The 26321-nt window shown below is 67.1% G+C and carries 25 protein-coding genes and 1 pseudogene; 11 read left to right on the plus strand and 15 right to left on the minus strand.

The window, feature by feature from the left end; all coding sequences use genetic code 11:
* Positions 1-76 precede the first annotated feature (76 nt).
* On the plus strand, positions 77-298 hold the full coding sequence (locus tag DU502_RS16395; RefSeq protein ID WP_121921953.1) for a hypothetical protein: 222 nt from the start codon (positions 77-79) through the stop codon (positions 296-298).
* A gap of 22 nt (positions 299-320) precedes the next feature.
* On the opposite strand, the gene DU502_RS16400 is transcribed toward DU502_RS16395, so the two are convergent.
* Positions 321-632, minus strand: coding sequence for an ASCH domain-containing protein (locus DU502_RS16400; RefSeq protein ID WP_121921952.1), 312 nt, complete (start codon positions 630-632; stop codon positions 321-323).
* Positions 633-1062: 430 nt separating this feature from the next.
* Between DU502_RS16400 and DU502_RS16405 the strand changes: the two genes are divergently transcribed.
* Positions 1063-1248: a hypothetical protein gene (locus DU502_RS16405; RefSeq protein ID WP_121921951.1), complete on the plus strand. Its 186-nt coding sequence runs from the start codon at positions 1063-1065 to the stop codon at positions 1246-1248.
* Between the two features lie 78 nt (positions 1249-1326).
* On the opposite strand, the gene DU502_RS16410 is transcribed toward DU502_RS16405, so the two are convergent.
* The 3 genes and pseudogenes from DU502_RS16410 to DU502_RS19140 all read right to left on the minus strand — a co-directional run.
* The gene (locus DU502_RS16410) at positions 1327-1662 is read right to left on the minus strand and encodes a hypothetical protein (RefSeq protein WP_121921950.1); all 336 of its coding nucleotides are present in this window, start codon (positions 1660-1662) and stop codon (positions 1327-1329) included.
* 182 nt (positions 1663-1844) lie between these two features.
* Entirely contained in the window at positions 1845-4508 is a 2664-nt protein-coding gene (gene csg / locus DU502_RS16415; RefSeq protein ID WP_166033588.1) for an HVO_2072 family ArtA-dependent S-layer glycoprotein, read from the minus strand.
* A 210-nt stretch (positions 4509-4718) separates the two neighbouring features.
* A pseudogene (locus DU502_RS19140) lies at positions 4719-4811 on the minus strand (surface glycoprotein); the annotation flags it as partial.
* Between the two features lie 379 nt (positions 4812-5190).
* Between DU502_RS19140 and DU502_RS16420 the strand changes: the two are divergent.
* The 5 genes from DU502_RS16420 to DU502_RS16440 are packed head-to-tail and all read left to right on the plus strand — an operon-like array spanning position 5191 to position 10977.
* Positions 5191-6903, plus strand: coding sequence for an ABC transporter substrate-binding protein (locus DU502_RS16420; RefSeq protein WP_121921735.1), 1713 nt, complete (start codon positions 5191-5193; stop codon positions 6901-6903).
* 3 nt (positions 6904-6906) lie between these two features.
* On the plus strand, positions 6907-7866 hold the full coding sequence (locus DU502_RS16425; RefSeq protein ID WP_121921736.1) for an ABC transporter permease: 960 nt from the start codon (positions 6907-6909) through the stop codon (positions 7864-7866).
* Positions 7863-8759, plus strand: coding sequence for an ABC transporter permease (locus tag DU502_RS16430; protein ID WP_121921737.1), 897 nt, complete (start codon positions 7863-7865; stop codon positions 8757-8759). Before DU502_RS16425 ends, DU502_RS16430 begins: the two co-directional genes overlap by 4 nt.
* Positions 8756-9877 carry an ABC transporter ATP-binding protein gene (locus tag DU502_RS16435; RefSeq protein WP_121921738.1) on the plus strand — a complete coding sequence of 374 codons (1122 nt, stop codon included), beginning with the start codon at positions 8756-8758 and terminating at the stop codon, positions 9875-9877. The genes DU502_RS16430 and DU502_RS16435 overlap by 4 nt, the downstream gene beginning before the upstream one ends.
* The gene (locus tag DU502_RS16440) at positions 9874-10977 is read left to right on the plus strand and encodes an ABC transporter ATP-binding protein (RefSeq protein ID WP_121921739.1); all 1104 of its coding nucleotides are present in this window, start codon (positions 9874-9876) and stop codon (positions 10975-10977) included. Before DU502_RS16435 ends, DU502_RS16440 begins: the two co-directional genes overlap by 4 nt.
* Here the strand turns inward: DU502_RS16440 and DU502_RS16445 are convergent.
* From DU502_RS16445 to DU502_RS16455, 3 genes are all read right to left on the minus strand, one after another.
* Positions 10974-11900: a M48 family metallopeptidase gene (locus DU502_RS16445; RefSeq protein ID WP_121921740.1), complete on the minus strand. Its 927-nt coding sequence runs from the start codon at positions 11898-11900 to the stop codon at positions 10974-10976. The two genes, DU502_RS16440 and DU502_RS16445, sit on opposite strands and share 4 nt — an antisense overlap.
* 3 nt (positions 11901-11903) lie before the next feature.
* Complete coding sequence (locus DU502_RS16450; protein ID WP_121921741.1) at positions 11904-13508, minus strand: GTPBP1 family GTP-binding protein; 1605 nt, start codon at positions 13506-13508, stop codon at positions 11904-11906.
* A gap of 75 nt (positions 13509-13583) precedes the next feature.
* Positions 13584-14072 (minus strand): J domain-containing protein, encoded by a 489-nt coding sequence (locus DU502_RS16455; RefSeq protein WP_121921850.1) that lies wholly within the window; start codon positions 14070-14072, stop codon positions 13584-13586.
* Between the two features lie 86 nt (positions 14073-14158).
* On the opposite strand from DU502_RS16455, the gene DU502_RS16460 reads away from it, so the two are divergent.
* Positions 14159-14890: a hypothetical protein gene (locus tag DU502_RS16460; RefSeq protein WP_121921742.1), complete on the plus strand. Its 732-nt coding sequence runs from the start codon at positions 14159-14161 to the stop codon at positions 14888-14890.
* A gap of 15 nt (positions 14891-14905) precedes the next feature.
* Positions 14906-15049, plus strand: coding sequence for a zinc finger HIT domain-containing protein (locus DU502_RS16465; RefSeq protein WP_121921743.1), 144 nt, complete (start codon positions 14906-14908; stop codon positions 15047-15049).
* On the opposite strand, the gene pyrF is transcribed toward DU502_RS16465, so the two are convergent.
* The 5 genes from pyrF to DU502_RS16490 form a co-directional block, all read right to left on the minus strand.
* Positions 15046-15861: an orotidine-5'-phosphate decarboxylase gene (gene pyrF / locus DU502_RS16470; RefSeq protein ID WP_121921744.1), complete on the minus strand. Its 816-nt coding sequence runs from the start codon at positions 15859-15861 to the stop codon at positions 15046-15048. The two genes, DU502_RS16465 and pyrF, sit on opposite strands and share 4 nt — an antisense overlap.
* A 45-nt stretch (positions 15862-15906) precedes the next feature.
* A complete protein-coding gene (locus DU502_RS16475) occupies positions 15907-17439 on the minus strand; it encodes an amidohydrolase (protein WP_121921745.1) in 1533 nt (510 codons plus the stop codon).
* Positions 17440-17672: 233 nt separating this feature from the next.
* Positions 17673-19502 (minus strand): ribosome biogenesis/translation initiation ATPase RLI, encoded by a 1830-nt coding sequence (locus DU502_RS16480; protein WP_121921746.1) that lies wholly within the window; start codon positions 19500-19502, stop codon positions 17673-17675.
* Positions 19503-19504: 2 nt separating this feature from the next.
* The gene (locus DU502_RS16485; RefSeq protein ID WP_121921747.1) at positions 19505-19825 is read right to left on the minus strand and encodes an EMC6-like membrane protein; all 321 of its coding nucleotides are present in this window, start codon (positions 19823-19825) and stop codon (positions 19505-19507) included.
* Between the two features lie 53 nt (positions 19826-19878).
* Positions 19879-21987, minus strand: coding sequence for an acetate--CoA ligase family protein (locus tag DU502_RS16490; protein WP_121921748.1), 2109 nt, complete (start codon positions 21985-21987; stop codon positions 19879-19881).
* A gap of 224 nt (positions 21988-22211) precedes the next feature.
* Here DU502_RS16490 and DU502_RS16495 point away from each other — a divergent pair, with 224 nt between their 5' ends.
* The gene (locus DU502_RS16495) at positions 22212-22496 is read left to right on the plus strand and encodes a winged helix-turn-helix domain-containing protein (protein WP_121921749.1); all 285 of its coding nucleotides are present in this window, start codon (positions 22212-22214) and stop codon (positions 22494-22496) included.
* Here DU502_RS16495 and DU502_RS16500 read toward each other — a convergent pair.
* Positions 22493-24352 carry a PINc/VapC family ATPase gene (locus tag DU502_RS16500; RefSeq protein ID WP_121921750.1) on the minus strand — a complete coding sequence of 620 codons (1860 nt, stop codon included), beginning with the start codon at positions 24350-24352 and terminating at the stop codon, positions 22493-22495. The two genes, DU502_RS16495 and DU502_RS16500, sit on opposite strands and share 4 nt — an antisense overlap.
* A 91-nt stretch (positions 24353-24443) precedes the next feature.
* On the opposite strand from DU502_RS16500, the gene DU502_RS16505 reads away from it, so the two are divergent.
* Complete coding sequence (locus DU502_RS16505) at positions 24444-25529, plus strand: M20 family metallopeptidase (protein WP_121921751.1); 1086 nt, start codon at positions 24444-24446, stop codon at positions 25527-25529.
* Here DU502_RS16505 and DU502_RS16510 read toward each other — a convergent pair.
* Positions 25526-25708, minus strand: a complete 183-nt coding sequence (locus DU502_RS16510; protein WP_121921752.1) for a hypothetical protein — start codon at positions 25706-25708, stop codon at positions 25526-25528. The two genes, DU502_RS16505 and DU502_RS16510, sit on opposite strands and share 4 nt — an antisense overlap.
* Before the next feature lie 39 nt (positions 25709-25747).
* Positions 25748-26317 carry a hypothetical protein gene (locus tag DU502_RS16515; protein ID WP_121921753.1) on the minus strand — a complete coding sequence of 190 codons (570 nt, stop codon included), beginning with the start codon at positions 26315-26317 and terminating at the stop codon, positions 25748-25750.
* Positions 26318-26321 lie beyond the last annotated feature (4 nt).

Below are 26321 nucleotides of genomic sequence, written 5' to 3' on the forward strand. Positions count from 1 at the left end.
CGCTGTCCGGACCGCGTGAGGGGCATCACTCTCGAGGGCCACAAGACGTTTCGGTCCACCGATCCAACTCCCGCCCGTGACTGAGTCTTCAGACAGCGATAGCGACGCGGCTGAAAGCGAGACTCCCCGCGGCGCACCGAAACCGAAAGAACTCGAAGACCGCGAGAACGAGAGGGACGACGAGAGCGAGATCCCGCCAGAGGCCCGCGACCAAGAGGGGAAGTACGACAACGAGTACGGTGAGGCACGGGAGATCGCGAACCCGGACCAGCACCGCGACGAAGAGGAGTACGACTAGCGAGACGGGTGGTGACGTCCCGTTACTGCCGTTCGAACCGGTGGAGAACGATCTCCGAACTGTCGTCCCACTCGAAGTTGTCGTGGGCGCGCTCCAGAATCCCCTTGTAGTGGTCCAGATCCCGTGCCCCCTCGGCGCGGGCGTCGGCGTCGGTCATGTCGCCGAGCGTTCGCTCGGTCACCTCGACGACTTCGAAGGTCGTCCCCTCGACGTCGAAGGTGTCGCCTTCGTCGGCGTACTGCTGGCCGCGGTGGATCTGGGTCACGTCGCCGTCGAGTGCCTGCTGGCGCATGCGGTCGTTCGGGAGGAGCGTCCCGGGGTCGATGTGAGCCATACACGAGGGTAGGACCGAAGCGTGAAAAGCGGTCGGTGACGGCCCTCGACGGCCGACGAACCACCACTTCTGGGGCCGCAGTGTGCGCGAATCGACAGTGTGTTCGACGAACTCCGCGACCCACGCGAGCAAGTACGCCTGCTGACGCCGTTCGGACCGTGTCCGAGAGAACAAGAGTGAAAGAAATGGGGCAGAATGGAGATATAGTTTTACGAACTAGCAATTAATTATTCTATAGCCGACCGAACAGCCTCAAAATATTTAACTTAGTGGTCGCATGGTAATGTATGGTCGAACAACGAGAACGGTCGACGGTCGCATCACACACCGAGTACGTACGCTCCCGGTTCCAGTGTGTCAGGTGTGGCATGAGCGTCCCGGTCGATTCGGAGCGGGGCGGCCAGCGAGTATGCGGTCGCTGTGCTCACTAATGGACGCGACAGTGCCGGCCATCGCGGGACTACGTGATCGGCCGGAGTTCGAACTGGAGTGTCTCTACGACGATCCGTCGAGCCCGTCGGAGTTGACGATCTTTTCGCCGGAGACCCGTCGACTCGCGACGGAATGGCTGACCATCGACCGCTCGATGGCGGTCCGACTCGATCGGATGCGGTAGCTCAGCGGATTGTCAAAGGTCATCAAGCTTCTCGGCGGGATCGTTCAGCGGGAATCTATCGACGGTTGATAAGCCCGATCACTCCTCGTCGGGGAACACGAATCCGTCCTCGTCGTCCGAAGACCAGACGCTCGACACTGCCGTCGGCTCGATCGGCACCTCTTTTCGGTTCCCCATCGCCCCGATCTCTCGGGTCGGGAAGTCGTCGTCGGGGGCCGAGATCGTGATCTCGGAGTGGGCGAACAGGTACTCGGGCGTGATGCAGATATCGCCCGAGAGATCGCCGCGGATCACGCCCTTCCCGTCGGTGAACGTAAGCGCACGCTGATACTCCCGTTTACACGCCGGACACGTACCGCCGTTCGGCTGTCCCTCCGCGTCGCCAGCCATGATACGCTCGTCTGAATCGGTCATACTGCTACCAGCAACGTAGAGGAGCATATCGTTTGTGACCCGACCGCCGCCGAGTGGCGTTGCCACTGGTGGCGTGAAAGAAAGAAAAAACCGCTTTCGGCGGTCAGTCGTGGTTCGTCGGACGATCGTAACCGTCGATCGAGCCGCACGAAGCGACTCGATCGTGGCTCACGATCGACCGATTAGTTGTCGCGCCGAGCGGCCAGCAGCGCAGCCGCGATGAGCGCGATGACCGCGACGATGGCACCGAAGCCGGGGCCGCCGCCCTCAGTGGGCGTCGGCGTGGCCGTCGCCGTCGGTTCCGGCGTCGGTTCCGGCGTCGGTTCCGGCGTCGGTTCCGGCGTCGGCTCAGGCGTCGGTTCCGGCGTCGCGGTGTCCGTCGGCGTCGGCCGGTCGGTTGCCGTCGGTTCCGGCGTCGCCGTCTGGACGTTCTGGACGATCTCTACCTCGACCGTGTCCGAGTTGTAGGAGTCGTCCGCCTCGAGCGTGTACGTGCCCGTCTGCACGTCCTCGAGTTCGAGCGACACCATGTACTGACCGTTGTAGCCCCACTCCTCAGTGGTTGCGAGGGCGACGGAGTCACCCTCCTGCGTCAGCAGTTCCACGGTAATCGAGTTGTCGTCCGGACGCAGGTTCGTGCGGCCTTCGACGACCAGCGTGTCGTCGACGCCCACGGGGTTCACACCGGAGGCTTCCATGCCGTCGGGGTAAACCGAACCGATCGTCGTCCGGGAGTCAGCGAGGCGGAACTGCTGCGTGACCATGCGGTCGTCGCTCGCGACAGCCTCGGTCGTCTGGTCCAGGAGTCGCGCACGGACCTGGTTGCCAGTCAGCGAGTCACTGTCGAGACGGCCAGCGAGGGCCTGGAGACGCGAGTACGCGTCACCAGAGCCGCTCAGGCCTTCACCGAACTGATCGTCGCGGCCGGCGGTCATCGCGTGCGCACTGACCTGACCTTCGACGAGGTCGCTACCAACGTTGAGGTCCTCTTCCTCGAACGTGTTGTCGTCGTCGACGGAGAGGTCAGTGTAGTGGACGTTACCGCGCTCGTCGATGAAGATGAACGCCACGGTCTGGGAGCCCAGCGCCGTGCCGGTCACGTTCACCACGCGGTCGTCGGTGGAGACCTGCCCACCGATCGTCTGGATGTTGGCGTCCAGTTCCGTGTCGGTGACGCGCAGCGACTTCTGGCTGCTCGTCCCCGTGTTGAACGTGGAGACGTTCACGTCGGAGTCGATGCTGCCCGTCCCACCGACGTCGGCCGTGTCGATCACGCCGAAGCGGTACGTACCGGGCTGGGAGAGGAGGTCGTTCCCGTCACCGTCGCCGGCGGAGAGAACGAGGTCCTCCTTCTCGAACGTGTTGTCTGCGTCGACGTTCAGCGAGGTCTGAGTGATACCGTTGTCACTCCGTCCGTCGAGGTCGACGAGCTGGTAGTCGCCCTGGCGGCGGACGTAGAAGGCAACGTCGTCGATACCTTCCGACGCCGTACCGTTCAGGTCGACTTCGCTACCGACAACGTACGTGTTGCCGGGCTGGTTGATCTCGACGTCACCCTGCTCGACCGTGAGCGAGGGATCGTCCTCGAGGCGGCTCGAGATGGCTGCGCCGTCGATGGCGGAGCCAGTCGGCGCAGTCGAGTTCTGTGCGTAGAGGTTGACGTCGACACTGCTGTCGTCGAGGTTGGTCGTGTCGATCTGACCGATGCCGACACCCGTGTCGTCGTCAATCTCGACGACTGCGTAGGCGTAGCCGCCGTTCGTAAGTCGGGAGCCCTTCGAGACAACATCTCCGACGTTCCGGAAGATGCTGTTGTTCGCGGTCGAGGACTGGGTCTGCGAGCGGAACTCGTCGGACTCGATGGTGACGACGTGGAAGTCGCCAGCGTTCGAGCCGCGGATCCTGAAGGTCACGTCCTCACCGCGCGTGACGCGCGACGAGTCGAGATCGAGGGACACGTCGTCGTCACCGGTGACGGTGACGGTCGTGCTCTGGCTGGCCTCACCGAAGTCGAGGTCGTCCGTGCCAGCGAGCGTGATCGTGAACGTTCCCGTGTTGAGGTCCGAGAGATCGAGGTCCCAGTTGACCTCGTTGCTACCGGCGCCCATCTTCCCAACGTCACTCGCGGTCCGAGTCGCCGGGTCGGACGTGCCGCCGGGGTCGTCGTTACCCGTGATGGCGTCGCCAGTCACGTCGAGACCGTCGTCGTTCTCGACGGTGACTTCGAGGTCCTCGGCGTCCTCGTAGTTCCAGGAACCGACGACCGTCAGTTCACCAGAGCCTTCGTTATCGTCGCCCTGCGGCACGGAGCCGCCGGCGATGTCAGCGCCCTGCGCGTTCTCCACGTCGAGCGTGGTCACGCGCGGACGCTGGACGGTCACGCCATCGGAGCCGGAGGCACCGTCGGTCGTGTAGCGACCGGTTGCCTGGTCCTGCGGGACGTCCGGGACTTCGAGGGGCACACCCTCGGCGTTACCGGCCGTCTTCACGATGCCGTTGGAGAGCGAACCGCCCAACTGGAGGCCGGACTCGCCCTGGAAGACGGTCGCACCGTCGAAGACGTAGCCTTCACCGTCGGCGGTGTCGAAGTCGCCAGTCCCGTCCGCGTTAGCGGCGCGGTTGTCCGCACCGCCGCCGGCGTCGTTGATGTTGAACGAGGCACTGCCGACGTTGCCGGACGTCGCCGTGTCGATGTCGAGCGTCCGGGAACCGGTACTGATGCCGGAGGCGACATCGACCGTGGCGTCGATGGAGACGCTGGTCTGGTTCGAGAGGTCAGTCGTGGTGGTGTTGACGTTGTCGATACCGACCACGATGTCGCCGTTGGAGACGGACGTGTTGTTCACACTCCCCTCACCGGTGACGGTGACATCGGTATCACTGATACTCGCAGCCGTCACATCGGACAGGCCGGAATCGGAATAGACCAGCGTGAAGGTTTCATCACCACTGGAACCGCCAGTGGCGTTGAACGATACTGTCTGCGTCTGACCGCTGGATCCAGCGGTGACGTCTGTGGCATTGGTATTGCCAATATTGCTCACGTCCGCAGCAGCCGTCCCCGAAAGCGCGACGGTGCCCGCGAAAACGGAAAACACCATCAGCGCCGCGAGGATCACTGCGCGGATTTGTGTGTTGCGTTCAGTCATTGTTTACTTGCGTTGGTGGCAGTTCCGAGTGAACTCTTTCGTGCCAGTTCGTGACCTGCCCGTTTCTCGGCCAGACCACCGGTAGGGGTGAATCCAAATCAAACGTCAATTAGGTAAGTACTTTGTGCCTGACGCGCGGGTGGATGCGACGTACATCGTAGACTCCTTATATGTGTACTGTTGCCTATGAGGCCCTAACATCCTACAGCAGAATTAGAAATACTAGATGCCAAAGCGATATATAGGTGAACATATCTAGCGTTATTCGTCATGACTGAAAACATTCAGTCGGAGAAAGCGGAGAATAGTGAAGAATCTGCCACATATTTTGTCGGGGACGGACACGGCGTAGCCGACACCGAGGACAACTGAGCCACCAATGTTCGACAAAGACGACCTCGAAGGCCCACGAATCGACCGGCGAACGGCGACGAAACTGCTCGCGGCGGGGGGACTCAGCGGTCTCGCCGGCTGTAGCGGCGGCGGGGACACTGGCGGAGGGGGCACCGAGAGCGACAGCGGATCGAGCGAATCCAGCGGCTCCAGCGGAGGATCCATCTCCGCGGGCTGGAACATCGACGAAATCGAGTACCTCGACCCCCACTACATCGACAAGGGGCAAGAGATCTACCTCTCCTCGAACATCTACAGCGGCCTCGTGAAGATCGGTGCCGACGGCTCCATCGTCGGTGACCTCGCCAACGACTGGACGCTCCCGGACAGTTCGACGTACGTGTTCGATCTGAAGGAGGGGGCGACGTTCCACAACGGCGACCCGCTCGACGCCCCAGCGGTGAAGGCGTCGTTCGAACGGCTGATGAACCTCGACGACTCGCCACACCTCGGCAAAGTTTCGTCCATCGAGAGCATCACTGCCGAAGACGAGACGACGCTCCGCATCAGCCTCGAAACGACGGTCGGGCCGTTCATCTCCTTCCTGACGCGTGGGCCGGGACGGGCCGGCACCATCGTTCACGCCCCGAGCGCGACGGAGAACCCGAACGAGTACAACCGGATGCCCGTCGGAAGCGGCGCGTTCGAACTCGTCGAGCGTGAATCCGGTGAGTACCTCCAGTTGGAGGCCTACGACGGCTACTTCGGAACCGACGAGGACGGAAATTCGCTCCCGTACCTCGATTCGGTCCGGATCGACCTGATCCCGGAGCCGTCGACGATGTGGACGGCGATGCGCGGCGGCGAGATTCAGTACTCCAACAGCATCCCACCACAGAACGCCGGCCAGGCGGAGTCGATGAGTTCGCTCGACGTTGTCGGCACCAACCCCGGCGCGTGGTTCTGCATCGCGCCGCTGTGTAACGACCCGTCCGAGGTCGAGTGGCAACAGTACGCCAGCGGCGCCGGGGAAGCGACGGACAAGTGGTCGGACGAGGAACTCCCGACGACCGACGCGCGCGTCCGGCAGGCCATCGCCATGGCCATCGACCGCGAGGCGCTCATCGAGCGTGCCTTCTTCGGCTACGCCGAACCCGCTCACTCCGTGTTCAACCCCGCTATCGCGTGGCTCTACGAGGAAGAGCCCGATCCGGGCCAGTACTACGACCCCGAGACGGCCCAGCAACTCCTCGACGAGGCGGGCTACACCGGCGACCCGCGGATGAGCCTCTCACTGCTCGGCACGCCGAGTGACGAACGCCGGATGACCGTCGTCCAGGAGATGCTCTCGCAAGTCGGCATCGAGGTGGAACTCAACGTCCAGCAGGAGTCGGCCTACTGGGACAACCTCTACCGCTACGAGAACGAACTCGTGATGTACGACGGCTACGTCGACATCGACCCGTGGATGTCGCTGTGGAAACAGCTCAAGACGCCGGTCGAGTCCGGGTCCGCGGGCGCGTGGCAGGCGAACCTCTACCAGAACCCCGAGTTCAACGAACTCCTCGAGCAGGACTACCGCACCTCGGACGTGGAGTCGCGAACCGAACTCCTCCGCCAGGCCGAGGAACTCTTCCTCGGGGACGCCGCCTGGGCCATGACGACCTTCCCGCTGATTCCGAAGGCGAGCGCGTCGAACCTCGTGGGCGTCGGCAACCAGGCCGGTCTGAGCAACTTCCACACCGCGAGCCTCGAGTAAGCCATGGGCATCCAACGGTACGTGGCGAAACGGACACTCCAGGCGGTGCTGGTCATCTACGTCGTCGCGACGGCGGTGTTCGTCGCCATCCGCTCGATTCCGGGTGATCCCGCACGGCTGATCCTCGGCGGCGACGCCGACGCCGACGCCATCGCGGCCGTCCGCGCCGAACTCGGTCTCGACGAGCCCATTTACGTCCAGTATGTTCGCTGGATGAGCGACCTAGCCACCGGCGACTTCGGGTCCTCGATCTACACGGGCGAACCGGTGCTCGGCCGCATCGCCGGCGCCGCCGAACCGACGCTGAGCATCGGCCTCGTCGGCATCACCATAGCCATCCTGATCGCGATTCCCGCGGGCATCGTCAGCGCCACCCGCCGCGACCAGTGGGAGGATTACGTCGCCACCGGCGTGGCCTTCCTCGGCATCAGCATGCCCTCGTTCTGGATCGGCATCGTCCTCCTGCTCACGGTCGGGACGGCGATTCCGGCCATCCCCTCGTACGGCTACGCGTCGATCAGCGAGGGCGTGGTGCCGTGGCTCTCCCACGTCGTCCTGCCCGCGACGGCGGTCGGCCTGCCCTACGCCGGGATCATCACCCGAATGACCCGGTCGTCGATGCTCGAAGTCCTGAGCGAGGACTACATGCAGACGGCCCGCGCGAAGGGGTTGCCGCCGCGCCTGATCCTGTTCAAACACGGCCTGCAGAACGCGCTCCTGCCCGTCGTGACCATCGCCGGCATCCTCTTTGCCCTCCTCCTCGGCGGCATCGTCGCCGTCGAGATGGTGTTCGGCATTCAGGGCTTCGGCCGCCTGCTCATCCGCTCCATCGAGCGCCAGGACTTCCCCATCGTACAGGGGTCGGTGATCGTCATCGCGATCATCTTCGTGTTCATGAACCTCTTCGTCGACCTGCTGTACATGTCGATCAATCCGAAGATCAAGTACGGAGGTGACGCATGAGCACGAAGTACGGCGAGGCGGACACGGTCTTCGGCATCCGAGTGGACCGATTCGAGCGCCTGCGCGAGACGATTGCCGGCGACTACAAGGCCACCTTCGGACTGACAACCGTCGTGCTGTTCGTCCTCGCCGCCATCTTCGCGCCCGAACTCGCGCCGTACGACCCGATGGCACAGGACTTCGCGCTGATGCAGGCGCCGTCGCTGTCCAGCGCCCACCCGCTCGGCACCGACTCCTTCGGCCGCGACCTGCTCTCGCGGATGATGTTCGGCGCGCGCATCAGCCTCGGGGTGAGCCTCGGCGCCGTGACCATCGGCGCCGTCGTCGGCGTCTCCCTCGGCGTCGTCGCCGGCTACTTCGGCGGCTGGATCGACGACGCTCTGATGCGCTTCGTGGACGTACTCTGGGCGTTCCCGTGGCTCCTCGTCGCCATCATGCTCGTCGCGGTGTTCGGGCAGGGCGTCTGGAACGTCGTCGCGGCCATCGCCTTCGCGTACATCGACGACTTCGCTCGTCTCGCGCGCGGTGAAGTCCTCTCGATCCGCGAGGAGGAGTTCGTCCTCGCGGCGAAGAACGTCGGTCTCGGAGACCTCCAGATCATGACCGAGGAAGTGCTGCCGAACGCGGTGGCGCCGCTGATCGTCCAGTTCACCGTCCTCGTCGCCCGCGCGATGCTCGCCGAGAGCACGCTCTCCTTCCTCGGCATCGGCGTCAAACCGACCACGCCGACCTGGGGAGCGCTACTCGGCCAGGGCCGGAGCCTCATCGGGCAGGCCTGGTGGATCTCCATCATCCCCGGCATCGCCATCGTCATCACGGTCCTCGGCATCAACCTCTTCGGCGACGCGCTCCGCGACGCCTTCGACGTGCGCGGGGAGGGAGGGTCGCCGTGACGCTGCTGGACATCGAGGATCTCGCGGTCACGTTCCCCGTCGAAGATGGTCCGGACGTGCCCGCCGTCGACGGCGTCGACCTGCAGGTCGAGGCCGGCGAGATTCACGGCCTCGTCGGGGAGTCGGGGTCGGGCAAGAGCGTCACCGCCCGGTCGATCATGCGCCTGCTCGACGGCGCCGAGGTCACTGCGGATCGCTTTGCCTACCGCGGGGAAGACCTCTACGCCAAGTCCGAAGCCGAGATGCGTGCGGTCCGCGGCGACGACATCGGGATGGTGTTTCAGGACTCCCTGTCGGCGCTCAACCCGGTGATGACCGTCGGCGAACAGATCGCGGAGGTGGTCAGACACCACGGCGACGTGGACGAGTCCGCGGGATTGCTGAGCGAACTCCGGCGCAAATACGTCACGGGGACGCGCAAGACCGCGTCCTCGTGGCGCCGCGCCGTCGACCTGCTGGAGACGGTCGGGATTCCCGACCCCGAGGAGGTCGCCACGTCGTATCCCCACCAACTGAGCGGCGGCCAGCGCCAGCGCGTGATGATCGCGTCGGCGCTCGGGGGCGACCCCTCGCTGATCGTCGCCGACGAACCCACGACCGCGCTCGACGTGACCGTCGAGGCCAGCATCCTCGACGAACTCCGGCGCCTGTGTGACGAGTTCGACGTGGCGATCCTCCTCATTACCCACGACCTCGGCGTCGTCGCGGAGACCTGTGACCGCGTGACCGTCATGTACTCGGGATCGGTGATGGAACACGGCCGAACCGACCAGCTGTTCGAGAATCCGGCCCATCCCTACACGAAGGGCCTGCTTCGGAGCATCCCGGAGCAGGCGCCACCCGACGGCGAACTGACGACGATTCCCGGCTCCGCGCCGGAGCCGACCGAGCGGCCCACGGGCTGTCCCTTCCGCGACCGCTGTCCCGCCGCGTTCGACGCGTGTGCCGACCCGCTCCCCGAACACGTCGTCGACGACGGGCACGTCGCGCGCTGTCACCTCTACACCGAAGGCGACGACCCCGGTGAGGTGGCGTGGGACGCCCGGGACGGCGAGACGAACGGCACAGTCGACGGGGCGACCGACCGAACCACCCCGACCGAGGTGACCGACGGATGAGTACGGACTCCACGACCACGACGACCGACGCACGGCCACGCGAACTCCTGCAGGCGAGCAACGTCAAGAAACATTTCCCGCTCGACGAGGGGCTGTTCGACCGCCTGTTCGGCGGGGATCAGGTCGTCCGCGCCGTCGACGGCGTCGACCTGACCGTCCACGCCGGCGAGACGGTCGGCATCGTCGGCGAGTCGGGATCGGGCAAGAGCACGCTCGGTCGCACCGTCTCGCGGCTCTACGAACCCACCGACGGGAGCATCGTCTTCGACAGCGAACATATCGAGACGTACTCCGGGCGGGAACTCCGCCCGATCCGCCGCCGCGTCCAGTACGTCTTTCAGGACCCGATGTCGGCGCTCAACCCGCGCAAGACGGTCGGTGAGAGCGTCGCGCGTCCGCTTGCGGTCCACGACATCGCCGACGGCGAGGAGAAGTGGGAGCGGGTGGCGGACCTGTTCGAGGAGGTAGGACTGTCGCGCTCGCAACTCGACGCCTATCCACACGAACTCTCCGGCGGCCAGCGTCAGCGGGTCGGCCTCTGTCGCGCCCTCGTGACCGAACCCGACCTGATCGTCTTCGACGAACCCGTCTCGGCGCTCGACGTGACCCTACAGGCCCAGATTCTGAACCTCATCAACCGCCTGCAACGGGAGTTCGATCTCTCGTATCTGTTCATCTCGCACGACCTCACCGTCGTCCGGCAGGTGTGTGACCGGATCGTGGTCATGTACGCCGGCGAAATCGTCGAGCGTGGCACGGCGCGGGACATCTTCGAGAACCCGCAGCATCCGTACACGCGGTCGCTCCTCGACGCGATTCCGCAGGTCGACGGGGGGAGGCGGTCGGATCGCAAGCACCTCGGCGGCCAGCCGCCGAGCGCGACGAATCCGCCGAGTGGCTGTCGGTTCCACCCCCGCTGTCCCGAGTTCATCGACGGGCGGTGTAGCGGCGAGCAGCCAAGCCTCCAGTCCGTCGAGGGCGACGGTCCCGATCACGAGGCCGCCTGCCACTGGCTCGACCCGAGCGAGGGCGAGCGGGCGACCCACACTCCGCCGTCGCGAGCCGAGCGCGAAATCATCCAGGAGTCGAGCGGGGACTAGCGCCGTTCGCGCTCGGTCGCTCGCTGTCGCAACCGTTCGATCCGGTCGGCCATCGGCGGGTGCGACGCCAGTAGATCGGTAACCGGCCCCTCCTCGTCGCCGTGGATGACCAGCGTCGACAGGAGGCCGCCGGGCGTCGTCGCCCGCTCGATTTTCTCCAGTGCGCGCGCCAGCGCCAGTGGCTCGGTCACGCGCGCCGCCCGGTCGTCGGCCGCGTACTCCCGGTATCGGGAGTACGCCTGCACGACGGCGGTCAGGAGAAAGAGACAGACGACGACGAGGCTCGTCACCGCCGCGTCGGCGGTCCGGGCCGTCCGCCGGAGTTCGACGGGGTCGCCACCGCGGAGCAGCGCAACCGCACGGGCGACGCCCCCGACCAGCAACGCGATGGGCAGGAGGACGAACCAGACGATGCCCGTGGCCGTCCGGACGAGGCTATAACCCAGCGTCTTCACCAGACTGTCCCGCCGTTTCAGGTGCGCGAGTTCGTGGGCGATGATCGCCTCCAGTTCGGCGGCGGTGAGGAGTCGAAACAGGGACCCGTCGATCACCACGTCGCCGTCGCGGGCACCGCCGAGGGCGAGCGCGTTCGGTCCCGGGAGCGACGCGACGAGCAGGCGTGGTGGCTCGACGCCGACCCGATCCGCCAGTACATCGACACGGCGGTAGAGTTCCGGCATCTCGCGGCGCGGGAGTTCGACCGCGTCGAGCGCGTATCGGAGGCGGGCCGTCCCGATCCGATAGCTCGCGTAGCCCATCCCGAGAGCGAGGCCGACGACCACCACCACCGTCGTCACCGGATCGGGACGCTGCGACCAGAGAAAGAGGAGCGCCCAGTAGGTGACGAAGGCGAGGGTGACGTAGACGAAGAGCGTAAGGGCGGCCACCGTGGCGAAGAGGAGTGACGACCCGAGCCGTCGCATGCGTTACGGGTCGATGTCGGTGACGGTGCCGACGCCCTTGCTCCGCCCCTCGCGGAAGACGAAGCGCTGGCCCTCCTCGATCAGGTAGGGGCGGAACTTGAACTCGACCGACGCCGCCCCGCGGTCGCCGGGGAGGAGGTGCCCGCCCTCCGGGCGGAAGACGGCCGCCTCGCTGATGGTTTCGAGGTGGACGACGGGTTCGTAGCCCGTGCCGATGCGGGTGGGGTGGTTGAGGACGACGATTTCGGCCTCGAACTCGCGGACAGGCGTCGGATCGGCGTCCGCGGGCAGGAGCACCATCCCCCGCTCGATTTCGTGTTCCGCGACGCCCTTGAGCGCGATGCCGACGATCCGGCCCGCCTCCGCGCGGTCGACCCGGTGGTAGTGCATCTCGATGGAGCGCACCTCCACCTCGCGGAAGGAGCCGTCGGGCATCGGCCCGATGAGGAGGTCGTCGCCGGCCTCGACGGTTCCGGAGTTGACGGTCCCGGAGGCGACGGCGCCGACGCCAGTCACCGAGTACGTCCGGTCGATGTACATCCGGAAGTCGCCGTCGCCGCCGTTGGTCTTCGGCAGACGCTCGAAGAGGTCGTCGAGGGCGTCCAGTCCCGTCCCCGTGACCGCACTGGTCTTCAGGATCGGAACCACGTCACCGATCTCCTCGGCCGCCGCCTCGACGCCGTGGCGCTCGATCCGCAGCGGCGTCTCCTCCACGTCACGCAGGAGGCGTTCGACCTCGCGTTCGACCTCCTGGACGCGCTCCTCGCTCACCACGTCCGTCTTCGTGATGGCGACCAGCGTGGGCAGTTCCGTCGCCAGCAGAATGCCGAGATGTTCGCGCGTGGTCTTCGTCGGGCCGTCGTCGGCGGCGACGGTCAACAGACCGTAGTCGAGTTTCTGGCCGACCAGCCCCCTGATCGTCGTCCGGAGCCACGGTTCGTGGCCCACGGTGTCGACGAAGGAGACGAGACGGTCCGCCTCCTCGACGACGCGGGCGCGGTCGGACTTCCGGTGGGGGTTGTCCATCCGCACCGATCCCTCGTCGTCGAAGCCGTACACCGCGTACGAGAGGTCCGCGGAGAGGCCGCGCTCCACCTCGTGCGGTTGCACGTCGAGATACGAGCGCGTACTCCCCTGTCCGTCGTCGGCCTGGCCCGTGACGAGCGTCCCGACGAGCGTGCTCTTGCCGTGGTCGACGTGGCCCGCGGTGCCGACGACGATGTGGGAGTCGTCGGTGTCGAGCATCGCCCCCTCGCGGATGGTCGCGACGCCCACGAGACCCTCCTCGTCCGCGCCGCCGACGCCCCACGTCTCCACGTCCTCGATGTGGGCACCCGCCTCCTCGGCGAGCAAGGAGAGCACGTCCATCGACTCCGAGAATGCGGCAGGGGGAATGCCAGCCACGTGGCCGTCGTCCGTGACCCCGACGACGTACGTCGCCTCGCCGTCACCCGAGAGCACGCGGTGGCGCAACTGCGCTGCCAGACTCTCCATCCGGCCGTCGACCAAGTGGACCTCGCGGGAGAGGCGCTCCTTGAACTCGATTGGGCCGCCCTCCTCCTCGCCGCGTTCCAGGGCCCGTTCCAGCAGGGCCCGATCGGCGGTCATGTGGCGTGTTAGGCAACCACTCGGCAAAACGCTTTCCGTCGTTTGGGTATAGTTAGCACACGAATCGAGGGCCCGTCAGTCGCGCAGGCGCTCGTACGCGCGGTTCACCCGCTTGAACGCCTCCTCGTCGCCACTCTCGGTGTCGGGATGGACTTCCTTCACCTTCGCCCGGTAGGCCCGCCGCACCTCGTCGTCGCTCGCACCGGGGTCGAGGCCAAGCAACTCGTAGGCCTCGCGCTCGCTCGGGCCGGACTCGCCGGGGGGTGCGCCGGTTCGCCGGCCGGTCGTCCGGGTCCCCGACGCCGTGCCGCGGGCCGTCGCGCCGAACCCGCCGGGGGCGCGACGTTCCCGTCCCCGCCCCGCCGCTCGACTCGCCCGCGCCTCCCGCCGGGCACGCGCCTCGATCCGGCCGGTCGCGTGATGCCACATGAGATACGTCGTCGCCGCGAACGGGAGCGCCAGAAAGAGCAGGAATAGCTGACGGACGAACGCGACCACTACGAGGACGACCGTGAGGCCGGCGAACACCGCCGCGAGGCCGAGGATGAGTCGGTCCCTGTCCACGTCGTCGTCTCGGGTGCCCACGGTTGTAAGCGTCTCGCCGGATCGAGCGAAAGATACACGACAGTTCGTCAACGAGTCGGGGGCGCATGTCCCTCCAGATCGGTGCCGCCCTGAAGAGCGGAGCCTCTCGCTTCGCCAGTCGAACCGGTGCGATCCTCACGGTCGCCTATCTCGTTCTGTACACCGTCTACCAGATTGGGTACAACGCGATAGTGAACGTCGTCTACACGCGGATGGGCGTCGATACCAGCCTCGCGGTGCCGGTGTCCCTCCCGGTGCCCGTCGCCGTCGTCGTCGTCGTCGCGTGTCTAATCGCGCTGTCGTACCTGAGCGTCGTGGCGATTCGGACGTTCGTCGCCGGTACTCGCGACACCATCCCCGGCGAGTTCTACACCGACGGCGTCGTCTGGGCCGTCCCCAACCTCTTCGTCGGCGGCCTCGTGACGATGGTGCTCGTGACCATCGGCTTCGCCCTCCTGTTCGTCCCCGGCATCTTCCTGCTCGTCAGCCTCCTCTTCATGCCCGTGTACGTCGCCGTCGAGGGCGACAACTTCGTGACGGCGATGCGGCGGAGCTGGGCACTCGCCCGCGGCGACCGACTCGCCATCCTCGGCCTCGTCCTCGTCGTCGTGGCCATCGGCGCCGCAGTCGGCGTCGTCTTCGCCGTCGTGAACATCGCCGCCTCGCTCGCCGGCTATCAGGTCGTGGTGCCGTTCGTGGCCGCCGTCGTCGTCTCACCCGTGACGATGTACAACCTCGCCGCGGTGGCGGCGGCGTTCGAGCAACTCGCCGGGGTGCCCAACGCTGAAGCCCTGTGACGCCGTATCGCCGGCATGAGCGTTACGACCCTCTGTCAGGTCTGTGAATCCGCAACCGCGAACTACACCTGCGACGCCTGCGGGGCGGCGGTCTGTGCCGAGCATTACGACCGCGCCGCGGGACTCTGTGTGTCCTGTGCCGCGGGGAGCCGCCGTTAACGGAACTGGTTGAGTCGGCGCTTGAGTCGCTTGGCCGCCTGCCCCGCCGCGCCGAAGTACGCTCCCTCGTCGTCGTTCGGTGAGCTCTGCTCACCGGCGAAGATGATCCCGCGCGAGGAGTTGACGAGGCCGACGCCATCTGCGAGGCCGTACTCGACCGCCGCCTCGGCGTCGCCCCCCTGTGCGCCCACGCCGGGGACGAGGAAGGGCAGGTCCGGCACCTCGGTGCGGAGCGTCTCCAGTTCCTCCGGCGCCGTCGCGCCGACGACGAGGCCCACGTTTCCGTGTTCGTTCCAGAGATCCGCCAGCGCCGCCACCCGCCGGTAGAGCGGTTCGCCGGAAGCGAGTTCGAGGTCCTGCAGGTCCGCGCCACCGGGGTTCGAGGTGCGACAGAGGACGAACACGCCCGCGTCCTCCCGGGAGAGGAAGGGGTCGAGCGAGTCCCGACCCATGTAGGGATTCACCGTGATGGCGTCCACCTCGTCCAGGAGGCGCGCGTACTGTCGCGAGGTGTTGCCGATGTCGGCCCGCTTGGCGTCGAGCAGAACGGGCACGTCCTTGCCGTGGGCGTACGCGATAGTCTCCCGGAGCGCTCGCCAGCCGTCGGCGTCCTCGTAGAAGGCGGCGTTCGGCTTGTAGCAGGCCGCGTGCTCGTGTGTCGCGTCGATGATCCGGCGGTTGAACGCCCACCGCGGCAGGTCACGGTCGGCGAGGAAGTCGGGAATTCGGTCGGGGTCGGCGTCGAGGCCGACGGAGACGACGCTGTCGACACGCTCGATGCGTTCGGCCAGTCGGTCGAAGAAGGCGGTCATTGGACCGAGTCGGCCGGGCGAGAACTACAAGGTTGCGACCTGCGTTCAGCGACCGTCGTAGACGATATCGCCGTCGACGACCGTCAGCGTCACGTCGATGTCGCGGATCGCCTCGGGCACCCCCCACGGCGACGCGTCGAGGACGACCAGATCGGCCCGCTTCCCCGGTTCGACCGTGCCCAGCCGGTCCTCGTCGAACCCGGCGTACGCGCTCCCGAGCGTGTACGCCCGCAGGGCCTCGGTCACACCGAGGCGCTGTGCGTCAGTCGGCGCGTTGACGGCGTGGTGGACGCCGACGAGGGGGTCGAGCGGCATGCAGTCGCTCCCGAACGCGAGGTGGACGCCGGCGTCCGCGAGACGACGCAGGCGGTTGGTCGCCGTCCGCCGGTCGCCGAGACGGTCGGCGTACAGCCCCGACTCGCCGGCCCAGCGGTGGAAGTTCGGCTGGACGGAGGCGACGATGCCCCGGTCGGCCATCCGGTCGATGGCGTCGTCGCTCGCGAGTTCGGCGTGTTCGATTCGGTGACGGGAATCGGAGTCGTCGCGAGCGGCGAACGTCGTGATCACCTCGTCGACCGCCTCGTCACCGATGGCGTGGGCGGCGACCTGGAACCCCGCGCTCTCGGCGCTGTCGAACAGGTCACGGAACGCGGCGGGCGTGACCGTCCACTCGCCGCACTCCCCCGGCGCGTCGGCGTAGGGTTCGGAGAGTCTGGCCGTCCGGCCGCCGAGGCTCCCGTCGGTGAACGTCTTGAGTGCACCGACGCGAACCAACCCCTCGCCGTGGTTCGTCCGCAGGCCCGTCTCGAGGAGGGCGTCGAGGTGGTCCGCCCAGTAGTTGAGGCGAACCCGGAGCGACAGGTCGCCCTGACGAGCGAGGTCACGGTAGGCGCCGGACGTGTGCGAGCATCGGATCATGTCGTGGACGCCGGTGACGCCGCGCTCGTTCGCATGGCGCTGGGCGGCCCGGAGCAGGTCGGCCGTCTCCGCGGGGTCGGGCGCGACGGCGTCGAGTACCGCCGCGGCGGCGTCCTCGACGACGACGCCCGTCGGCTCGTCCCCCTCGCGCCGGACGCCCTCGGCGGGCAGGTCGTCGACCCATCGTTCCAGCGCCGTCGAATCCAGCGAGGCGACGTGGAGGTCTTCGCGGACGGCGACGACCGGCCCCGAAGCGTCGACGGCGTCGAGGTCCGCGCGGGTCAGGTAGTCCGTCTCGCCCCACGCGTGTTCGTCGTAGCCGAAGCCGAGGACGGGGGCACCGGACTCGACGGCGGCCGCCCGGTCGCGGAGGGCGTCGAGCGCTTCTGCGCGGCTCTCGGCCACCGACAGGTCGGCGTTGACGAGTTTCCGGCCGAGGAGTTCGAGGTGGGTGTGGGCGTCGACGAACCCGGGCAGGAGGACGCCCCCGCCGCAGTCGACGACACGGGTGTCGACGCCGGCCAGAAAGTCGAGTTCGTAGGCGTCGCCGACGCGGACGATCCGGCCCCCACGGACGGCGACTGCTTCGTGCGTCTCGTCGGGGCGCGCAAGCGTGTGGACCTCCGCGTTCGTCAACAGGAGGTCGGCGGCCTCGGTCATAACCGACCTGCCGCGGGCGAGCGCGTTAACGCTTTGGGGCGGTTAGCGCCGCGCCTTGCGGACGCCGTAGGCGACCATCTCGGCCGTGTAACAGAACACACAGCCCCGGAAGCGGGGGCGTGTGAGGTCGTCGGTGTCAGTGGAGTCGGTGGTCTCCCCCATGTGAAGACGGTACACGGCGACGACGTAAGGGTGAAGCGGTCGTGCGCGGTCGGCGGGCGAGCGTTCGGAGTTCAGGGCGCGTAGTAATACTCGCCCTGCCGTTTCTGCTCGCGGTCGAGTTGGCTCTCGGGCTTGTTGATCCGCGGACGGCCCGTCCGCTCGTCGCGGCGGAAGGTGATATCGAGGTCCGCGAGGAAGTCGTTCATGCCCGAGCGCATATCCTGCGGTTTCGAGGCGTGCCCGTGGTCGGCGGGTTCGCCGTCGAACACCATCAGGCGGTCGGCCAGCAGGTCGATCATGTAGATGTCGTGGTCGATGACCATCGCCGTCGCGTCGTGGTTCTCGGCGTAGCGGCGGATGGCCGAGGTGGCCTGCACGCGTTGCTCGACGTCGAGGTGGGCCGACGGCTCGTCGAGCAGGTAGAGGTCGGCGTCTTTCGACAGGCAGGCTGCGATGGCGACGCGCTGACGTTCCCCGCCAGAGAGATCCGTCAACTGCTGTTCCATGATGCGCTCTAGCTGGAGCGGTTTGGCGATCTCCGTGTTCCAGAAGGAGGTGCCGAAGTCGTCGGTGATCGAGGAGAGGAAGGTGTCGACGCGCATCGGCTGGTCGACTTCGACGTACTGCGGTTTGTAGGCGATGTCGAGGCGGAAATCCAGACTCCCTTCGTCGGGTTCGAGCGACCCCGCGAACAGTTTCGCGAGCGTCGACTTCCCGATCCCGTTCGGCCCGACCACGCCCAGCACCTCGCTCTTGTAGATGGTGCCGCCCTCCACGTCGAGCGAGAACTCGCCCTCGCCGTACGACTTGCGCAGGTCGGGGTACTCGACGAGCGGCGTCCCCGTCACCGACTCCCGCGGGGCGTGTTCCTCGAACGTGATTTCGTTCGGGCGGATGCGCATGTTCTCGTTGTTGAGATAGCCCTGCAGATACTCGTTGATGCCGTTGCGAACGGATTTCGGGTCGGTGATGACACCGTACGCTCCGGGCTCACCGTAGGCGACGTGGAGGCGGTCGGCGAGCAAGTCGAGGACCGCGAGGTCGTGTTCGACGACGAGCATCGAGCGGTCCTCCTCGTCGGCGAGTTCGCGGACGAGACGGGCCGCGGTGACGCGCTGGCCGATGTCGAGATAGGGCGTGATCTCGTCGAGGAAGTAGAAGTCGGCGTCGCGGGCGAGCGTCGCCGCGAGCGCGACCCGCTGGAGTTCGCCGCCCGACAGCGTGTCGATGGGCTGGTCGATCACCGGCCGGATGGAGAGCCGGTCGACCAGGTCGTCGACGACGCCGCGTTCGTCCGTGCCCGCGAGCAACTCGCGGGTCTTGCCGTCGAACTGGTCCGGGATGCGGTCGACGTACTGCGGCTTGCGCGCGACCGTCACCGCGTCGTCCATGAGGCGTTCGAGGTAGTTCTGGAGCGCGGTGCCGCGATAGCGGTCGAGCACCGTCTCCCAGTCGGGCTCCGCGTCGTACTGCCCGAGGTTGGGCACCATCTCGCCCGCGAGGGCGTGCACGGCCGTCGATTTCCCGATCCCGTTCGGGCCGAGCAGGCCCGTCACCGTCCCCGATTCGGGAACGGGGAGGCCGTAGAGGGCGAACGCGTTCTCGCCGTAGCGGTGGACGGGGTCGTCGGTCAACTCGGAGGGGAGGTTGATGATCTCGATAGCGTCGAAGGGGCACTTCTCGACGCAGATGCCGCAGGTCTCACCGAGACACAGCTCTTCGGAGATGCTGATCTGGTCGGGGCCGCCGTCGTAGAGGTCGGGGTCGTCGTGTCGCTCCTCCAGCGTGACGATACACTCCTCGCCCGTCCGATTGGGCGGGCAGAAGTTCGCACACTCGTAGTTGCAGCGGTCGGGTTGACACCGGTCGAGGTCGACGACCGCGATACTGTCGTCGGCCATGATTACAGTGAGGCGCCAGTCGTGAGGAGAATTGCGAACGTGATGAACCAGAGCGTGAACGTCATGAACCCGACGTACAGGTGATCTTTCGCGCCGAAATCGGCGACATCGACGCCGATCAGCCGGAGGACGGGATACTGGACGGCGACGGCGGCCACCATGAAGATGAGCGCGAGCGGGTCGGACGCCGCCTCCTGACCGGTACCGACGACGACGCTCGCGGCGACGGCGGCCGCGACGCCGCCGAGACAGGCCAGCGTGGTGACCGTCACCCCGCGGACGTGGCCCGAGAGGCCGGCCTCGGTCTGCGTTTCCGTAGCCATACACGTCTCTCCGGCGGCGGGCATGAAAAGGCGTTCGATACGGCGAATCGCCGTTATTCCGTCCGGACGAACGCGTCCACACAGACGCTCCGCTCCGGGCGCACCATCACCGGGTTGAGGTCGAGTTCCGCCACGTCCTGTCGCTTGGCCACGAGGTTGCCGACCTTGGTGATGAGGTTGGCGAGACTGTCCAGCGACGCGTCGGCGCCGAACTCGTGTTCGAACCGCGCGGGGAGGTCCGTCCGTTTGAGCGCGCCGTAGGCGTCGCCCTTGCCGAACGGCGCGATCAGGTGGGTGGTGTCCTGCAGCGCCTCCACCTGCGTCCCGCCGGAGCCGAGCGTGACGACCGGGCCGAGGTTCGGGTCCTGTGACGCGCCGACCAGCGCCTCCACGCCGCTGTCGACCATCTCCTGTACGAGGACGCCCTCGATCGTCGCCTCGGAGTCGTACTCGAAGACGTTGGCGACGATCTCCTCGTAGGCGCGTTGGGCCTCGGCCGGGGAGTCGACGCCGACTCGCACCGCTCCGATGTGGTTACGGTGGGCAACGTCGGGGGAATCGACTTTCATCACGACCGGCGTGCCGATCTGGCTGGCGTAGCGGGCGGCCTCCTCGCTCGACCCGGCTGACCGCGTCGCCGGCAGGTCGAGCCCGTAATCTTCGAACAGGTCCGTCGCCTGCGACCACGTGAGCGTGGCGTCTGTCGGCAGGTCGGAGGCGGGGCGCCCGTCGAGTTCGAACGGCGGCCGGCCCACGAGGCGGTCGCGTGCCTCGTCGAACCAGACGAGCGACGCCAGCGCGTCGATGGACTTCTCGGGTTCGTAGAACAGCGGATACTCGGCACGGACGCGCTCGTACGGCTGTGGGTCGTCGAGGTCGGCCGGCTCCTTCCGCCCCGTCCAGAGGAAGATGACGGGGTCGTCGGTCATTTCGGCGACTTCGAGCAGGTGGTCCGCGATCATGTCGGCATCCTCGTCGACCATCGAGAGGCCGATGCCGAAGACGTAGGCGTCGAAGCTGTCGTCGGCGAACAGTTCGTCCGCGACTTCGGGGAGCACCTCCGCACCCTGTGCGCGGATGTCGACCGGGTTGTGGAGTTCGCCGAACGTGAGCAGGTCGTCCATCTCCAGCAGCGTCGCCTCCGTCTCCTCGGCCAACTGTGGGAGTTCGAGGCCGCGCTCCTCCGCGAGGTCGGCGAGGAGGGTAGCCAGCCCACCACTGGTCGACGCGATGCAGACGCGGTCGGAGTTCGGCGGGTCGAACGCCGCGTGTGCCTGCGCCCGGGTCGTGAGGTCGGGGATGTCCGGCACGCGCTCGATGCCCGCCTGCCCGAAGGCGGCGTCCCAGGCGGCGTCGTTGCCCGTCAACGAACCGGTGTGTGACTCGGCGGCCGCCTGCGCCACGTCCGAACTCCCGACTTTCACCGCCAGTACCGGCGTTCCGGTCGCCACCGTCTCCCGCGCCACCTCGATGAACCGCCGTGGCTCCGTGACGCCCTCGATGTACGCACAGATCACCTCCACGTCGGGGTCGGCAGCCATGTACTCGACGTAGTCCACGAGGCTCTGATCGACCTCGTTACCCGTCGAGACGATGTGGGAGAAGTGGGTGTCCTCGTCGGCGGCGTTCTCGAAGAAGGTGGCAAACGAGAGCGCGCCGGACTGGCTCGCGAGGCCGATATGTCCGGGTTCGGGCTCCCGTGAACAGAGCCCGGTCAGCACCGTCCCCGCCTGTGCGTTCGCGAGGCCGATGCAGTTCGGCCCCGCGACGCTGATGTCGTACTCGGCGGCGGTGGCTTCGAGGTCGGCCTCCAGTTCGGCGCCGCGCTCGTCAGCCTCGCTGAACCCCGTCGTGATGACCAGCGCCGCGGGGACGCCGATCTCGCCCGACTCACGTACTACGTCGACGACGTACTCGCGAGGGACGACGACGACGGCGAGGTCGACGACCTCGGGGAGAGCCGACACGCTGTCGTAACACTCCCGATCCCACGCCGCCTCCCGATTCGGGTTGACGAGATAGATGTCGCCGTCGTAGCCGTAGTCGATGAGGTTCTCGGTTATCCGCGAGGAGTACCACGAGTCCGGACTGGCGCCGACGATTGCCAGCGACGATGGATCGAACAGGGGGTCGAGTTTTCGACGTGTGTCTTGTACGCCCATAGACACCAGTCGATATGCATCGGCCATTAATGATGGGAGTTGCGGCACTATTGACACTGCGCAACGATCACCGGATCCCGTCTCCGTCGACGGCCAACTCGTCGACGAAGCGACGAACAGGATGGCGAAAGCTATCGTCGCCACGGCCCGCGCTCCGACGCTGACGCGCGCCAGCGCGGGTCGTTCGTGAACCTTTAAGCCGGTGGCCGCGTTCGATTGACGTGATGGCTGGAACTGATGAGGAGGGTCTGGACGACCTTCCCCCGAGCGCGAAACTGGTCTTCAAGGTCCTCGAATACAACGGATCGCTGACCCAGAAGGGGATCGTCGAGGAGTCGATGCTGTCGGCCCGGACGGTTCGCTACGCGCTCGAACGACTCGAGGATATCGGCGTCGTGGACGAGGACGTCTACTTCGCCGACGCACGACAGAATCTCTACCAGCTCAACGAGGCGGCGCTGGCCGACGACGGGAAGGAAGCCGACGCGGCCTGCGTCGAGTGCGACTAGGACGGCAGAACGGTAATCCGCTTTTTCTCGTCGATCGCGCGTTCGAGTTCGTCCGCGATGGCGCTCCCGCGCGACACCTGAATCTCCCCGCCGCGACCGACCGTCGCGGTGAAGAGATAGTCGCCGTCGGCGCGGACTTCGACCGTCTCGCCCACCTCGGCCCCTTCGGCCACGTCGACGACGACGTGACGGGACGTGACTTCGGGGGTGACGACGGTGCCCTCACGAGCGGGACCGCCGGAGCCGCCGCCGTCCCCGTCAGCGCTCCCGTGTGACGGCTTCTCGGCCAGCGTCCGCACGTCGATACTGATGCCGAGGCGGTCCTCCACGTCGCTGATCCGGCCGCCACCTTTCCCGATGACGTAGGAGATGTCGTCCTCCTCGACGTAGACGACGGCCTCGTTCTGGCCCTTCAACTCGACTTCGACGTGCCCGCGAGCGATGGAGCGAATCTCGCGTTCGACCTCCTTGCGCGCGAGGCGGGAGACGCCCGTCTCCGACGACTCGCCGTCTTCGAGGGGGACGGTCACAACCTGCCGGTTGAACGTGTAGATCTCGTAGGCGGGCTTGCCGGTCTCGAAGTCCGAAATCTGGATGACCGGGCGGGCGAGGTCCTCCGCGGTCAGACCCTCGGGCACCTTCACCTCCGTCGTCACGTCGTAGACGGTGTCGACGCGGCCGGCTTCGATGTAGACCACCGTGTCCACGACTTGCGGGATCATGCCGAGTTCGACCCGGCCGACGAGTCGCTGGAGGGCGTCGATGGCGCGCGTGGCGTGGACGACGCCCACCATGCCGACGCCGGCGAGGCGCATGTCCGCGAACACCTCGAAGTCGGCCGTCTTGCGCACCTCGTCGTAGATGGTGTAGTCCGGGCGCACGAGGAGAAGCGAGTCGGCCGTCTTGGCCATGTCGCCCCCGAGAGCCGTATACTGGGTGATGTCGGGGCCGACCTGCAGGTCGCGGGGCTTCTCCATCGTCTTCACCGCGTTGTCGTGGCTGGCGAGGAACTCCGCGACGGCCTGCGCGAAGGTGGACTTCCCGGCACCCGGTGCGCCGGAGATGAGGACGCCGCGCTGGCGTTCCAGCAGTCGTTCCTTGAGATCCTCGGCGAACTCGTAGTCCTCGAGATCCGTCTTGACGATGGGGCGGACGGCGGTAATCTCGTAGCCATCGGCGAAGGGCGGACGGGCGACGGCGATGCGGTACGAGCGATACTGGACGATAGTCATCCCCGGTTCGTCGAGTTCGACGAAGCCGTCGGGACTCGCCCGCGCCGTCTCCGCGATGTCGTGGGCGTACTCCTTCATCTCCGCCTCGGTCGTCGCCTCGTCACCGATGGTCTCGTAGTGCATGTCGCCGATGGCGCCGCGCTTGGCCTTCGGCTTCGACCCGGCACGGAGGTGGACGGACATGGTCGTCTCGTCGAAGAAGGACTCGATTTCCAGCCCCTCGGCGTCGCGGCCGCGGGGTTCGACGTACTCGACGGCGAGTCCCTTCGCCTTGCTCACTTCGGCTTGCACCACGTCGCTGGTCAGGAGCGTGGCGCCGAGTTCGGCGGCCACGTCCCGGACGATGGCGTCGATTTCGCCCTCGTCGGCGTCGCGTTTCTGGCCCGCGTTGGGACGTTCGCCGTGGTACTCGACCGAGATGGAGGATTCCTCGGCCAGTTCCACCAGCCGCTGTAACTCCTCGATACCCTCCCAGCCGGTGTCGTGGCCCTCGTTGGCCTGCCACTCGAGTTCGCCGACGACGGCCTCGGGGATAGTAATGGTCGCCCCCTCGTAGGCACCGGCGTCGACACGTTCGGACACGCGGCCGTCGATGACCGCGCTCGTGTCCGGTACGACGTTCATACCCGATTTCGGGGTGCGAGACGGATAAGGGTATTCAAGCGGCGGTCCGAGAGCGGCCGAGTATAAGGGTATAGCCCCCCTCGGCCGACTCATGAGCGACACGCTGGCGCTGACGCGCCGACTGGTCTCGATTCCCAGCCACGAGGACGAACAGGCGGCGGGCGACGCCGTCGAATCGTGGCTCCGCGAGGAGACGGACGCGACGGTCCGCCGCGACGGCGCCGGCAACGTGATCGCCCGGCGCGGCGAGGGTCCTCGATCCCTTGCCCTCGTCGGCCACCACGACGTGGTACCGCCGGCGGACGAGCAGGTGGCGGGCGGAGGGGTCGACGGTAACGAGTACGTCGTCGAGAAGCGAGACGGCCGCCTCTACGGCCGCGGCACCGCGGATATGAAGGGAAGCCTCGCGGCGGCGATGGTCGCCTTCCGCGACGCCGACCCCACGACCGAACTCGTCTTCGCCTCCTTCGCCGGCGAGGAACAGGGCGGCGTGGGCGCGCGCGCCGCCATCGACGAAGGGTTCGCCCCGGACTACGCCGTCGTCGGCGAGGGGTCGACGGGCTACTCCGCACCGAGCGTCACGGACGTAGCCGTCGCGCACAAGGGCCGACGCGGGAGCACGCTCGTCGCCCGCGGCGAGGGCGCCCACGCCAGCGAACCCGAGGCGGGAGAGAACGCCGTCTACCGCGCCTGCGACGCCGTCGACGTGGTTCGGGGGCTCGACGCACCCGAAACGACGGTGCTGGGCCAGGAGTTGCAGGGGAGCGTCGCCGTCACCGAAATCGACGGCGGGTCGGCGTGGAACGTCATCCCCGAGCGATGCGAGGTGACGGTGGACGAGCGAACGGTGCCGGGCGAGCGGGTCGATCTGGAGCGCACCGAGTCGGTCCCGGGCGTCGAGTGGGTCGTCGATCAGGACCTCCCGCCGATGGCCTGCGACGACGCCGACTTCGCGGACGCAGTCCTCGACGCGGCCCGAGAAGTGCAGGACGGCCGCCCCGAACACGTCGCCAAACCCCACGCGACGGACGCGGGGTGGCTGGCGGCGGCGGGGACGACCTGCGTCGTCTGTGGCGCCGCGGAACCGGGCGAGGCGCACACGGCGACCGAGAGCGTCGCTATCGACGTTCTGGGGCGGTGTGAGTGGCTCTATCGGCGAGTCGCGGAGTCAGTCTAATCGTCTCGAAGCCGGTCTACCTCGGCTTCCAGCGCCGCGATGCGCTCCTCGTACGCGTTCCGCCCGTCCATGAACTGGTAGACGACGAGGGCGACGAACGCCGGGATAGCGAACTGGAAGAGGAGAGCGAAAGCGAGTATCAACAGTTCGGGGAGGCCGGGAATCTGGAGCGGGACCATACGAGGGATGTCGGGCGGGCGACGTATAGAGGCCGGGGACTACCCACCGTCCAGTCGAACCACCCGATCCACGCGCTCGCGAAACGTGTCGAGCGCCGCTCGTTCGGCCCGCGAGACGGGGTCGTCGGTGACGATGGCGTCGGCTTCGAGAGCATTCAACACCGCCACCTCCGCCCCCGCGCAGTAGTCGAGCAGTCGCGCCGGGTCGGCGTCCGGCGTCTGGAATGGGATGGTGGCGTCGTTGACGAACACCGCCCGCGGATCGGCGGGCGCGGCGTCGAAGATGTCGGCCGCGCGGCGAGCGTTGTCGGCGGCGAGCGTGACGGCCTCGTCGTCGGTGTCGGCGGTCGCTCGCGGCGCGTGGGCGTCGAGGACGCCCCGCCAGACGCCGGCTGGTGGCGCGACGAACCGATCGAGCCGACCGCCGAGAATCCGCCCGTCGCGTTCGACTTCGGGTGCGAATTCGAAGACGACGACACCCTCGGCCCCCTCGCGGTCCAGCCACGCCGTCAGGGCGCGAGCGGTGAGCCGTGTCTTGCCGGTGTTCGAGGGGCCGACGATCAGGGTCGTGCCGGCGAGCGGGACGGGGAGGGTGGCGTCGTCGGGCATCGCC

The organism is Haloplanus aerogenes (genome assembly GCF_003856835.1).
Classification (GTDB): domain Archaea; phylum Halobacteriota; class Halobacteria; order Halobacteriales; family Haloferacaceae; genus Haloplanus; species Haloplanus aerogenes.

Excerpts from the sequence above, each read along its gene's own strand:
- DU502_RS16475 (WP_121921745.1), bottom strand. The coding sequence starts at position 17,439 with ATGACCGAGGCCGCCGACCTCCTGTTGACGAACGCGGAGGTCCACACG.
- DU502_RS16410 (WP_121921950.1), bottom strand. The coding sequence starts at position 1,662 with ATGACCGATTCAGACGAGCGTATCATGGCTGGCGACGCGGAGGGACAG.
- DU502_RS16465 (WP_121921743.1), top strand. The coding sequence starts at position 14,906 with ATGAGCGTTACGACCCTCTGTCAGGTCTGTGAATCCGCAACCGCGAAC.
- DU502_RS16430 (WP_121921737.1), top strand. The coding sequence starts at position 7,863 with ATGAGCACGAAGTACGGCGAGGCGGACACGGTCTTCGGCATCCGAGTG.
- DU502_RS16515 (WP_121921753.1), bottom strand. The coding sequence starts at position 26,317 with ATGCCCGACGACGCCACCCTCCCCGTCCCGCTCGCCGGCACGACCCTG.
- DU502_RS16505 (WP_121921751.1), top strand. The coding sequence starts at position 24,444 with ATGAGCGACACGCTGGCGCTGACGCGCCGACTGGTCTCGATTCCCAGC.
- DU502_RS16405 (WP_121921951.1), top strand. The coding sequence starts at position 1,063 with ATGGACGCGACAGTGCCGGCCATCGCGGGACTACGTGATCGGCCGGAG.
- DU502_RS16445 (WP_121921740.1), bottom strand. The coding sequence starts at position 11,900 with ATGCGACGGCTCGGGTCGTCACTCCTCTTCGCCACGGTGGCCGCCCTT.
- DU502_RS16500 (WP_121921750.1), bottom strand. The coding sequence starts at position 24,352 with ATGAACGTCGTACCGGACACGAGCGCGGTCATCGACGGCCGCGTGTCC.
- DU502_RS16485 (WP_121921747.1), bottom strand. The coding sequence starts at position 19,825 with ATGGCTACGGAAACGCAGACCGAGGCCGGCCTCTCGGGCCACGTCCGC.
- DU502_RS16425 (WP_121921736.1), top strand. The coding sequence starts at position 6,907 with ATGGGCATCCAACGGTACGTGGCGAAACGGACACTCCAGGCGGTGCTG.
- pyrF (WP_121921744.1), bottom strand. The coding sequence starts at position 15,861 with ATGACCGCCTTCTTCGACCGACTGGCCGAACGCATCGAGCGTGTCGAC.
- DU502_RS16460 (WP_121921742.1), top strand. The coding sequence starts at position 14,159 with ATGTCCCTCCAGATCGGTGCCGCCCTGAAGAGCGGAGCCTCTCGCTTC.
- DU502_RS16490 (WP_121921748.1), bottom strand. The coding sequence starts at position 21,987 with ATGGGCGTACAAGACACACGTCGAAAACTCGACCCCCTGTTCGATCCA.
- DU502_RS16420 (WP_121921735.1), top strand. The coding sequence starts at position 5,191 with ATGTTCGACAAAGACGACCTCGAAGGCCCACGAATCGACCGGCGAACG.
- DU502_RS16440 (WP_121921739.1), top strand. The coding sequence starts at position 9,874 with ATGAGTACGGACTCCACGACCACGACGACCGACGCACGGCCACGCGAA.
- DU502_RS16495 (WP_121921749.1), top strand. The coding sequence starts at position 22,212 with ATGGCTGGAACTGATGAGGAGGGTCTGGACGACCTTCCCCCGAGCGCG.
- DU502_RS16400 (WP_121921952.1), bottom strand. The coding sequence starts at position 632 with ATGGCTCACATCGACCCCGGGACGCTCCTCCCGAACGACCGCATGCGC.
- DU502_RS16450 (WP_121921741.1), bottom strand. The coding sequence starts at position 13,508 with ATGACCGCCGATCGGGCCCTGCTGGAACGGGCCCTGGAACGCGGCGAG.
- DU502_RS16480 (WP_121921746.1), bottom strand. The coding sequence starts at position 19,502 with ATGGCCGACGACAGTATCGCGGTCGTCGACCTCGACCGGTGTCAACCC.
- DU502_RS16510 (WP_121921752.1), bottom strand. The coding sequence starts at position 25,708 with ATGGTCCCGCTCCAGATTCCCGGCCTCCCCGAACTGTTGATACTCGCT.